The following is an 11,031-nucleotide window of genomic DNA, read 5'->3' as shown; positions in this document are numbered from 1 at the left end:
GCCTTCGTCGATGCCTGTAGGGTGGGCTTCAGCCCACCGTTGCGACCGCCACCCTATACCTCCTGTATCGAGGCTTACCCGATGACCCTGCCTGCAGAGCTACCCCTCGGCCCGTTGGAGCGCGCCTTCGTTGCCAGCCTGCAACGCCTTGAGCCGGACGCGTCCGAGCCGGTGCTGCTCGCCGCCGCGCTGTGCTGTGAGGCGCTGTCGGCCGGCGATGTCTGTCTGCCGCTGGAACGCCTGGCTGGCAGGCGGCCCTGGCCCGATGTCGATCTCAGCATGCCGTCACTACCCGTTTGGCGCGCTCAGCTCGAGGCTTCCACGCTGATCGGGACGCCAGACGACTACGCGCCGCTGACGCTGGTCGGCAATCGGCTCTACCTGTCCCGCTACCAGGCCTATGAGCAGCAACTGGCCTGGCAACTGCTGGCGCGTGCGGCGGATGTGCCCGGGGTGGATGAGGCACGGCTCGGCGACAGCCTGGCGCGACTGTTCACCTTCAACCGGCAGACGCCGGACTGGCAGCGCCTGGCCGCGGCGCAGGCGGTGCGGCGCCGACTGGCGGTGATCTCCGGCGGACCCGGCACCGGCAAGACCACCACGGTGGTGCGGCTGCTGGCGGCGCTGCTGGAACAGCCCGGCGGCGAGCGCCTGGCGATCGGTCTGGCGGCGCCCACCGGCAAGGCGGCGGCGCGCATGGCCGAAGCGATCCGCAATGCCAAGGCCAACCTGCCGGTCAGCGACACGATCAAGGCCGCGCTGCCGGACGAGGCGCGTACCCTGCATCGCCTGCTCGGCAGCCGCGGCGACAGCCCTCGGGTACGCCACGACGCGGCCAACCCGCTGGCGCTGGACGTGCTGGTGGTGGACGAGGCGTCGATGGTCGACCTGGCGCTGATGGCCAAGCTGGTCGCCGCGCTGCCGCCCAAGGCGCGCCTGATCCTGCTCGGCGACAAGGATCAGCTGGCCGCGGTGGAAGCCGGCGCGGTGTTCGCCGAACTCTGCGAAGGCCGCGGCTTCGATGCCCGGGCCGCGAGCGAGCTTGAACGCATCACCGGCCAGCCCGTAACCAGCGAAACGCCCCGTTCGCGCCTGGGGGATGCGGTGGTCCTGCTGACCCACAGCCATCGTTTTGCCGGCGACAGCGGCATCGGCGAGTTGGCGCGGCGCATCAATTCAGGCGATGCCAAGGGCACCGTGGCGCTGTTGCAGGAGCGCCGCGCCGATCTTGCCTGGAACGCCACACCCGGCCCGGCGGCACTGATCGAACGTCTGGAGCAGGGCTATGCGCCGTACCTGCAGGCTGCCCGCCTAGCGGACCCGGCTGCTGCGTTCGATGCTTTCAACGGCTTTCGTGCCCTGACCGCCCAGCGCGAGGGGCCCTTTGGCGTGACCGGCATCAACGAGGCGCTGGAGGCGCGCTTCAAGCGCCGTCTCGGCGTGCCGACGCGCGAGCGCTGGTATCCCGGACGCGCGGTGATGGTCCGGCAGAACGACTACGCGCTGGGCCTGTTCAATGGCGATATCGGGTTGTGCCTGAAAACCGAACAGGGCCTGCGGGTGTTCTTCGAGGGGGACGAAGGCTACCGTGGCTTCGCCCCGGCGCGGTTGCCGAGCCACGACAGCGCCTTCGCCATGACCGTGCACAAGAGCCAGGGCTCGGAGTTCGCCGAAGTGTTGCTGGCGCTGCCGGACCAGCCCAGCCCGCTGCTGACGCGTGCGTTGTTCTACACCGGCATCACCCGCGCCAAGCGCAAAGTGGAAATCTGGGCATTGCCGGCGCGCCTGAGCGAGGCGGTTGCCACGCGCGCCGAGCGTGCCGCCGGACTTGCCGAGCGGCTGGCGGTGGAGCAGGCGCCGGGTGTGGCGGCAGAACCGCCGCCGCGACAGTCACCGGGCGAGCCAACCGGCGATCAGCTCAGTTTGTTCTGACACCTATCGGTTCGAGGAAGCCGGCCTGATTGCCGCAAATGGCACGCCTTTGCCGAAGCCTGCCGCTCCGATGCCGGGTCCTGCCGGGGTCGATACTGCAGGCCGTGTGCTGGTCAGCCATCGAGCAGGGTCAGCACCAGGGGCAGGCTGGCGGCGGCCAGCAGGGTCTGCAGGGTGATGATGCCGGCCATCAGGTGGCTGTCACCACCCAGCTGGCGGGTCAACACATAGGCGGTGGGTGCGGTGGGCAGGGCGAAGAACAGCACCAGGATCGCGGTCTCCATGTCCGGCAACCCGAGGAGCACGGCCACGCCATAGGCCAGCAGCGGAACGCCCAGCAGGCGTACCACGCAGTTCCAGCCCAGCGCCGGGATTTCCCCGCCGAGCTCCTGCGGCTTGAGTGCCGCGCCGACGCAGAGCAGGCCCAGCGGCAGGCTGGCGGCGGCCAGCAGGCTCAACAGGCGATCGGTGCCGCCGGGCAGACCCAGGCCCGACAGATTCACCAGCGCGCCGGCTACGCAGGCGAGAATCAGCGGATTCTTCGCGATGGGCAACAGCAGGCCGCGCACGCTGACGCCGCGTTCTGCGGTCAGCGCCCAGACCGACATGACGTTGACCGTCGGCACCATCAGGGCCAGCATCAGCGCCGCCAGCGCCAGGCCTTCCTGGCCGAACAGGCTGCCCACCGCCGCCAGTCCCAGATAGGTATTGAACCTAAGCACACCCTGGGTGATGGCGCCGAAGCGCCCGGCGGACCAGCCGCGCAGCCGCTTGGCTATCAGCAAGGCGATCCAGGCAAGGCCAAGGCCGAGCATGACCGCTGCCGCCAGTTGGGGCAGGGCGGGGTTGTCCAGTGGCGCGGTCGCCAGGCTGCTGAACAGCAGTGCCGGAAAGAGGAGGAAGTAGTTGATGCGCTCGGCGCCAGGCCAGAACTCTGCGCTGGGGAAGGCGCGCAGGCGCAGGAAATAGCCGGCTACGATCAGCGCGAACAGCGGCCAGAGGGCAAGTAGAAGGGTGGTCACGCGGATACATCCAGCAATGCATGTGGCACGATCTTCGATGCTTGAAACGTCCCGTGCAAGCATTCCGTCCAACGGGCAGCCACATGGCGCGATGCCGGCCGGACGCTCGTGCTTCGATGGCGGCTCGGCGTGGGATATTGCGCGCCGCTCGATACGCCGCTCAGGCAGTGCCCTGTTTCAGCTCGCAGCCGCTGTAGCGCTTGGAAAGCGCCAGGGCCGACCATGTCCACCAGCCGCGTCTCAGCGGCGCGGCGATACCGGTCGCGTGCGGCCGCTGCCGTCGATGGCGACGAAGACGAAGACCGCCTCGGTGACCTTGCGCCATTCGCTGGACAGCGGATCGTCGCTCCAGACTTCCACCAGCATGCGGATCGAGCTGCGTCCGACCTCGAGCGCCTGGGTATAGAACGAAAGCTGCGCGCCGACCGCCACCGGCACCATGAACGCCATGCGGTCGATGGACACCGTCGCGACCCGCCCGGCGGCTACGCGGCTGGCCATCGCGGTGCCGGCCAGGTCCATCTGCGACACCAGCCAGCCGCCATAGATATCGCCGAAACCGTTGGTTTCCCGCGGCAATGCGGTGAGTTGTAAAGCCAGGTCGCCCTGCGGTATCGGATCTTCCTGTTCGTATTCTTTCATCGGTCGGACTCGCGGCGCGTTTGCTGTTCTGGCGCGAAATGCCCGCGCTAGCGCGCAGGCGACGGCGCCGAGTATAACGGCTGTGATCGGCGACAGCGACCGAACCGCTCCAATGGTCCGCTCGGTAACGAGATTGTCACACTTGGTTCATAGAGTGTTCACACGGCCTGCAGATACTGGCCCCCGTTCCAACACACTCGAGCACACACCTGCTAGGAGCAAGGTATGAAACTGAATCGTTTGATGGCGGCCCTGACTTTCGTTGCCGCTGGCGTTGGCGCCGCGAGCGCAGTCGCTGCTGTAGACCCGGCTCTGCCGAGCTACCAGAAGACCTCCGGCGTTTCCGGCAACCTGTCCAGCGTCGGTTCCGACTCCCTGGCCAACCTGATGACCCTGTGGGCCGAAGAGTTCAAGCGCAGCTATCCGAACGTCAACATCCAGATCCAGGCCGCCGGTTCCTCCACTGCACCGCCCGCGCTGACCGAAGGCACTTCCAACATGGGCCCGATGAGCCGCCCCATGAAGGACAACGAGATCCAGGCCTTCGAAGAGAAGTACGGCTACAAGCCGACTGCCGTACCGGTGGCCATCGACGCCCTGGCGGTGTTCGTGCACAAGGACAACCCGATCAAGTCGCTGGACATCGAGCAGGTCGATGCCATCTTCTCCAGCACCCGCCTGTGCGGTGGCGAGAAGGACATCACCACCTGGGGTGACCTGGGCATGACCGGCGAATGGGCTGCCAAGCCGATCCAGCTGTTCGGTCGCAACTCGGTATCCGGCACCTACGGCTACTTCAAGGAAGAAGCCCTGTGCAAGGGTGACTTCAAGTCGAACGTCAACGAGCAGCCGGGTTCGGCCTCGGTGGTGCAGTCGATCTCCAGCACCCTGAATGCCATCGGCTACTCGGGCATCGGCTACAAGACCTCCAGCGTTCGCGCCGTTCCCCTGTCTAAGGGTGGCGAGGCCTTCGAGGCCAACGAAGAGAACGCCCTGGCCGGCAAGTTCCCGCTGGCACGCTTCTTCTACGTCTACGTCAACAAGGCGCCGAACAAGCCGCTGAGCCCGATCGACGCCGAATTCCTGAAGCTGGTGCTTTCCAAGCAGGGCCAGGAAGTCGTGGTCAAGGATGGCTACATCCCGCTGCCGAAGAAAGTGGTCGACAAGACCATTCAGGATCTGGGTCTGTAAGACCTGGGCGGGGAGCCGGCGGCCTGTACGCCGGCTCTGCGCAGATGCCCGCTACGCGATACGCGCTGGCGGGCTTCGTCGCGTCACCTGGCTGTAATTTTTCTGTCACACAGCTTCATTAGATTAGGCGCCCCGAAGGGCCGCTCAGGCCCAGGAGCCTTGGCATGAACGACATGGAAAACATGACCGCGAATTCCGACGTGCAGCGACTGGACTTCAATACGCCGGCGCTGCAGCGCAAGCGCCGCATACGTGCGCTGAAAGACCACCTGGCGCGCTGGTACGTCTCCATCGGCGGTCTGGCGGTATTGGGTGCTATCACCCTGATCTTCTTCTACCTTGCGCAGGTCGTGCTGCCCATGTTCCAGGGCGCCGAAATGGAAAGCCGCGCGGTGCAACAGCCCGCCTGGCTGGCCGAAGCCGGCGAGCCGCTGCTGCTGGCCGTCGAGGAGCAGAACCAGGTCGCGATGCGCCTGGGCTCCGATGGTCAGGCGCGCTTCTTCGCCCTGCGCGACGGCGCGCTGCTGTCCAGCAAGGCCTTGCCGTTGCCGGCGGGCAGCCGCATCGTCTCGGTGGGGCAGGACACGCCGGGTACCCGTCGACTGGTGTTGGGTCTGGATAACGGCCAGGCGCTGGTGGTCGAGCACAACTACAAGATCACCTACCCGAACAACCAGAAGACCATCACTCCCGACCTGGCCTATCCGTTCGGCGAGGAGCCGCTGCAGCTCGATCCCGAAGGTCGTCCGATCGATCATGCGGCGATCAGCCTGAACGGCAACACATTGCTGGTCGCCGGTGCCACCGGCGCCGCGTTGCACGCCCAGCGCATCGCCAGCAGCGAAAACCTGATGACCGGCGAGGTCACGCTCGAGCAGGAGCGCCTGGACCTGCCGCAGCTGGCCGAGCCGATCCGTCAGTTGCTGCTCGACCCGCGCCACATGTGGCTCTATGCGGTCAGCGGCAAAGCCAGTGCGGACGTCTTCGATCTGCGCCGCAAGCAGCTCAACGGGCGCTACAAGCTGGTGGGCGACGCTAGCGAGATCACCACGATCAGTCCGTTGCTGGGCGGTATTTCACTGATGGTCGGCGACTCCAAGGGTACCGTCGGCCAGTGGTTCATGGTGCGTGCCGCCGATGGCCAGGCCGAGCTGAAGAACGTGCGCAACTTCCAGCTGGGCAGCAGCCCGATTCGCCAGATCCTTCCGGAAGAGCGCCGCAAGGGTTTCCTCGTGCTGGATGACAGTGGCAGCCTCGGCGTTTTCCATAGCACCGCGCATCGCACCCTGCTCAAGGAGCAGGTCGCCGACGGCGCGGCACTGGCCGCCATGTCGCCGCGTGCGACCCGCCTGCTGGTGGAGTCCGACCAGGGCCTGCAGCGCTTCGTGATCGACAACCCGCACCCGGAAATCTCCTGGAGCGCGCTGTGGGGCAAGGTCTGGTACGAGAGCTACCCGGAACCGGACTATATCTGGCAGTCCACTTCGGCCAATACCGACTTCGAACCCAAGCTTAGCCTCGCGCCGCTCGCCTTCGGCACGCTCAAGGCGGCGTTCTACGCGATGCTGCTGGCTGCGCCGCTGGCCATCTGTGCGGCGTTCTACACCGCCTACTTCATGGCGCCTTCGCTGCGCAGCCAGGTCAAGCCGATCATCGAGCTGATGGAAGCGCTGCCGACGGTGATCCTTGGTTTCTTCGCCGGTCTGTTTCTCGCGCCGTTCCTGGAGAACCACCTGCCAGGCATATTCAGCCTGCTGCTGCTGATGCCGGTGGGCATTCTCTTCGCTGCCTGGACCTGGAGCCGCCTGCCACAGCGCGTGCGCCTGGCCGTTCCGGATGGCTGGGAAGCGGTGCTGCTGATTCCGGTGATCCTGCTGATCGGTTTCGGCTCGCTGGAGATCAGCGGCCACCTGGAGAACTGGTTCTTCGGCGGTGACATGCGCCTGTGGCTGTCCAACGACATGGGCATTCCGTTCGATCAGCGCAACGCGCTGGTGATCGGCCTGGCGATGGGCTTCGCGGTTATCCCGACGATCTACTCGATTGCCGAGGACGCCGTGTTCAGCGTGCCCAAGAGCCTCACCCTGGGCTCGCTGGCACTCGGCGCGACGCCCTGGCAGACGCTCACCCGCGTGGTCCTTCTGACCGCCAGCCCGGGCATCTTCTCGGCGCTGATGATCGGCATGGGCCGCGCCGTGGGCGAGACCATGATCGTGCTGATGGCCACCGGCAACACGCCGATCATGGAGGCCAACATCTTCGAAGGCATGCGCACCCTGGCCGCCAACGTCGCGGTGGAGATGCCGGAATCCGAGGTGGGCGGCACCCATTACCGCGTGCTGTTCCTCGCCGCGCTGGTGCTGCTGATGTTCACCTTCGTGATGAATACCCTGGCCGAACTGATTCGCCAGCGGCTGCGCGGCAAGTACGCCAGCCTGTAAACCAGACTTCGCAAAAGGTATCGATCCGTGAAAAAGGATTCGCTGAACACCTGGGTCAAGAGCGGCACACCCTGGATCTGGATGAACGCCGGCGCGGTGTCCATCGCGGTGATCATGACCCTGGGCCTGCTGGCGATCATCGCCGTGCGCGGTCTGGCCCATTTCTGGCCGGCCGATGTCATCGTTGCCGACTACAGCGTGCCGGCTGCCGAGATGCGCGTGCTGGCCGGCGAGGTGGTGCAGGCCGAACAAGTGCCGCGTGCGCGCCTGGCAGCCAGCGGGCTGCCGGTGAACGCCGAAGGCGGTGAGTTCATGACCCGCGAGCTGCTCAAGGTGGGCAACCGCGAAGTCTATGGCGCGGACTTCTCCTGGGTGGTCGGTGAGTGGCTGAGCAACCAGCGCACACCGGCCGAGCTGATGGTGCTGGAGCGCCGTGAGTGGGGCAATTTCTATGGCTACCTGCTCAACGTCAAGGAAGCCGGCCAGCTGGTCGCAGAGGGTGAGGGCGCCTGGAACGAGCTGCAGGCACGCATCGACCGCGTCGATGAGTTGCACACGCAGATCTCGCACATCGAAAAGGTCGAGATCGGTCGCATCAACCACGGCCTCGAGCGTCTGCGTCTGAAGACCCGTCAGTTGGAGCTGGACGATCTTCTGGACACGGCGGCACAGGCCGATCTGGATGCCGAGCGCGCGCAGTGGGACGCCGAGTACCGCGTGCTGGAAGAAAAGCTGGTCGCCCTGCAGCAGCAGTTCAACCGCGACAGCATCACCGTGCGTACCGCTGATGGCCGCGAGCAGGAAATCACTCTGGGCAAGGTGGTGCGGGCGTTCCGGCCCAACGCCATGTCGACTCCGGACAAGCTGCTGTTCTATTTCGCCAAGCTGTGGGAATTCGTCAGCGACGAGCCGCGCGAGGCCAACACCGAAGGCGGCGTGTTCCCGGCGATCTTCGGTACCGTGCTGATGACCCTGATCATGGCGGTGATCGTCACCCCGTTCGGTGTGATCGCTGCGGTCTACCTGCGCGAGTACGCCAAGCAGGGCGTGCTCACCCGCATCATCCGCATCGCGGTGAACAACCTGGCCGGTGTGCCTTCGATCGTCTATGGCGTGTTCGGCCTGGGCTTCTTCGTCTACGTGCTGGGCGGCTCGCTGGATCGGCTGTTCTATCCAGAGGCCGCGCCTGCGCCGGTGTTCGGCACGCCGGGCCTGATGTGGGCCTCGCTGACCCTGGCGATCCTCACCCTGCCGGTGGTGATCGTCGCTACCGAGGAAGGCCTGGCGCGGATCCCGCGAATGATCCGCGAAGGTTCGCTGGCGCTCGGCGCGACCAAGTCCGAGACGCTGTGGAAGGTGGTACTGCCAATGGCCAGTCCGGCGATGATGACCGGCCTGATCCTCGCCGTGGCCCGTGCGGCCGGCGAAGTGGCGCCGCTGATGCTGGTCGGCGTGGTCAAGCTGGCGCCGAACCTGCCGCTCAACGGCAACTATCCTTACCTGCATCTGGACCAGAAGATCATGCACCTGGGCTTCCATATCTACGACGTCGGCTTCCAGAGCCCCAACGTCGAGGCGGCGCGCCCGCTGGTATACGCTACGGCACTGCTGCTGGTGCTGGTGATCGCCACGCTCAACTTCAGCGCGATCTACATTCGCAACCACCTGCGCGAGAAGTACAAGGCGCTTGACCACTAACAACCGATAAAAGCGCTGCAGGCCCGAGGCTGGACGAACAAGCGGCACCGACCGCGTCCAGCCCCGGCCTCGGCCACCAGCGATCACGGAGACATCCATGTCAGCGACGCAGACCCATTCCATCGATATCTCGGCCCTGGGGCGCGACAAGCGCAGCCTGGACCTGGCCAACGAGCCGATTGCCATCGAAGTGCCCGATCTGAGCCTGTTCTATGGCCAGAAGCAGGCGCTGTTCAATGTCAGCATGAACATCCCACGCCAGCGCGTGACCGCCTTCATCGGCCCGTCCGGCTGCGGCAAGTCGACCCTGCTGCGCTGCTTCAACCGCATGAACGACCTGGTCGATGGCTGCCGCATCGAAGGCGCCATCAACCTCGACGGCACTAACATCTACCGCAAGGGCGAAGACGTGGCCGACCTGCGTCGCCGCGTCGGCATGGTGTTCCAGAAGCCCAACCCGTTCCCCAAGAGCATCTACGAGAACGTGGTCTACGGCCTGCGTATCCAGGGCATCAAGCAGAAGCGCGTGCTCGACGAGACCGTCGAGTGGGCGCTCAAGGGCGCGGCACTGTGGGACGAGGTCAAGGACCGTCTGCATGAGTCGGCACTCGGCCTGTCCGGTGGTCAGCAGCAGCGTCTGGTGATCGCCCGGACCATCGCCGTGCAGCCGGAAGTGTTGCTGCTCGACGAACCGAGTTCGGCGCTCGATCCGATCTCCTCGCTCAAGGTCGAAGAACTGATCTACGAGCTGAAGGCCAAGTACACCATCGTCATCGTGACCCACAACATGCAGCAGGCCGCGCGTGTTTCCGACTACACGGCGTTCATGTACATGGGAAAACTGATCGAATACGGCGACACCGATACGCTGTTCACCAATCCGGCCAAGAAGCAGACCGAAGACTACATAACCGGCCGCTACGGTTGATGGCCATGCCATAGCGCGCCGGGCGGCGTTGGCGAAGCTTGCCGTACTACTCGTACTGCCTGCGCCTCGCCGACTTGTCCGGCACACTCTGCCAAGGGCCATGCAGTTCGGTCGGGTACGAGGCAACGACGTAGGATGGGCTTCAGCCCACCAGGATCGCGTCCGAGGCAAGGCCCGCCCACGATTTGCCAAAGGCCGGACCGTCCGGCGAGAGAACAACAGTTTCGCAAGGGTTCGCACATGATCAGCAAAGACAGCCACACCCAACACATCTCCCAGCAGTTCAACGCCGAGCTCGAGGAGGTCCGCAGCCACCTGCTGGCCATGGGCGGGCTGGTGGAAAAGCAGGTCAACGACGCGGTGACCGCGCTGATCGAGGCCGATTCGGGGCTCGCCCAGCAGGTGCGCGAGGTAGACGACCAGATCAACCAGATGGAGCGCAACATCGACGAGGAGTGCGTGCGCATCCTCGCCCGTCGCCAGCCGGCGGCCTCCGACCTGCGCCTGATCATCAGCATTTCCAAGTCGGTGATCGACCTCGAGCGCATCGGTGACGAGGCGACCAAGATCGCCCGCCGCGCCATCCAGTTGTGCGAGGAAGGCGAGTCGCCCAAGGGCTACGTCGAGGTACGCCACATCGGCGACCAGGTGCGCCGGATGGTGCAGGAGGCGCTGGACGCCTTCGCCCGCTTCGATGCGGACCTCGCGCTGTCGGTGGCACAGTACGACAAGACCGTCGACCGCGAATACAAGACCGCGCTGCGTGAACTGGTTACCTACATGATGGAAGACCCGCGTTCGATCTCCCGCGTGCTCAGCGTCATCTGGGCGCTGCGCTCGCTGGAACGCATCGGCGACCACGCACGCAACATCGCCGAACTGGTGATCTACCTGGTACGCGGCACCGACGTGCGCCATCTCGGCCTGGCACGCATGGCCGAGGAAGTGGAAGGCTCGAAGGAGCGCTGATAGGCGAGCCCACTGTCTGCGGAAGTGCGTTGCGCTCAGGCGGCTATCAGCATGTAGGGTGGGCTTCAGCCCACCAGCCGCCCTTTTGGAGCATGCCACCCCGCGCGGTGGGCTGAAGCCCACCCTACCGCTTAAAGAGCATCGCCCCGGGCCGGGTCTTCCACAAAGGCAGCGGGTGCCCACCGGAGCAGCAATAGGCACGCCCGCA

Annotated in this window: 8 protein-coding genes; 6 read left to right on the top strand and 2 right to left on the bottom strand. The window is 65.6% G+C overall.

Annotation, left to right across the window (positions count from 1 at the left end; translation table 11 throughout):
- Positions 1-81: 81 nt before the first annotated feature.
- Positions 82-1,932: an exodeoxyribonuclease V subunit alpha gene (recD, locus tag B597_RS31815; protein WP_003295262.1), complete on the top strand. Its 1,851-nt coding sequence runs from the start codon at positions 82-84 to the stop codon at positions 1,930-1,932.
- A gap of 113 nt (positions 1,933-2,045) precedes the next feature.
- Here the strand turns inward: recD and B597_RS31810 are convergent, their stop codons facing one another.
- Both B597_RS31810 and B597_RS31805 read right to left on the bottom strand, forming a co-directional pair.
- A complete protein-coding gene (locus B597_RS31810; protein ID WP_003295264.1) occupies positions 2,046-2,954 on the bottom strand; it encodes an AEC family transporter in 909 nt (302 codons plus the stop codon).
- Positions 2,955-3,194: 240 nt separating this feature from the next.
- Positions 3,195-3,596: an acyl-CoA thioesterase gene (locus B597_RS31805; protein ID WP_003295266.1), complete on the bottom strand. Its 402-nt coding sequence runs from the start codon at positions 3,594-3,596 to the stop codon at positions 3,195-3,197.
- Positions 3,597-3,821: 225 nt separating this feature from the next.
- Between B597_RS31805 and B597_RS31800 the strand changes: the two genes are divergently transcribed.
- The 5 genes from B597_RS31800 (at position 3,822) to phoU (ending at position 10,823) form a co-directional block, all read left to right on the top strand.
- Entirely contained in the window at positions 3,822-4,787 is a 966-nt protein-coding gene (locus tag B597_RS31800) for a PstS family phosphate ABC transporter substrate-binding protein (RefSeq protein ID WP_003295267.1), read from the top strand.
- A 164-nt stretch (positions 4,788-4,951) separates the two neighbouring features.
- A complete protein-coding gene (locus B597_RS31795; RefSeq protein ID WP_003295268.1) occupies positions 4,952-7,228 on the top strand; it encodes an ABC transporter permease subunit in 2,277 nt (758 codons plus the stop codon).
- A 27-nt stretch (positions 7,229-7,255) separates the two neighbouring features.
- Positions 7,256-8,926 carry a phosphate ABC transporter permease PstA gene (pstA, locus tag B597_RS31790; protein ID WP_003295272.1) on the top strand — a complete coding sequence of 557 codons (1,671 nt, stop codon included), beginning with the start codon at positions 7,256-7,258 and terminating at the stop codon, positions 8,924-8,926.
- A 97-nt stretch (positions 8,927-9,023) separates the two neighbouring features.
- Positions 9,024-9,854, top strand: a complete 831-nt coding sequence (pstB, locus tag B597_RS31785) for a phosphate ABC transporter ATP-binding protein PstB (RefSeq protein WP_003295273.1) — start codon at positions 9,024-9,026, stop codon at positions 9,852-9,854.
- 240 nt (positions 9,855-10,094) lie between these two features.
- Positions 10,095-10,823 (top strand): phosphate signaling complex protein PhoU, encoded by a 729-nt coding sequence (gene phoU / locus B597_RS31780; RefSeq protein WP_003295275.1) that lies wholly within the window; start codon positions 10,095-10,097, stop codon positions 10,821-10,823.
- The last annotated feature ends 208 nt before the right edge of the window (positions 10,824-11,031 follow it).

This window comes from Stutzerimonas stutzeri KOS6 (assembly GCF_000307775.2).
GTDB lineage: Bacteria > Pseudomonadota > Gammaproteobacteria > Pseudomonadales > Pseudomonadaceae > Stutzerimonas > Stutzerimonas stutzeri_B.
Note: the sequence above shows the minus strand (reverse complement) of the source record. Positions and strands in the feature narration are given on the sequence as shown.

What these genes read in the sequence shown, in the direction of transcription:
- pstB (WP_003295273.1), top strand. Translation starts at nt 9,024, where the DNA reads ATGTCAGCGACGCAGACCCATTCCATCGATATCTCGGCCCTGGGGCGC.
- recD (WP_003295262.1), top strand. Translation starts at nt 82, where the DNA reads ATGACCCTGCCTGCAGAGCTACCCCTCGGCCCGTTGGAGCGCGCCTTC.
- B597_RS31800 (WP_003295267.1), top strand. Translation starts at nt 3,822, where the DNA reads ATGAAACTGAATCGTTTGATGGCGGCCCTGACTTTCGTTGCCGCTGGC.
- phoU (WP_003295275.1), top strand. Translation starts at nt 10,095, where the DNA reads ATGATCAGCAAAGACAGCCACACCCAACACATCTCCCAGCAGTTCAAC.
- B597_RS31795 (WP_003295268.1), top strand. Translation starts at nt 4,952, where the DNA reads ATGAACGACATGGAAAACATGACCGCGAATTCCGACGTGCAGCGACTG.
- B597_RS31805 (WP_003295266.1), bottom strand. Translation starts at nt 3,596, where the DNA reads ATGAAAGAATACGAACAGGAAGATCCGATACCGCAGGGCGACCTGGCT.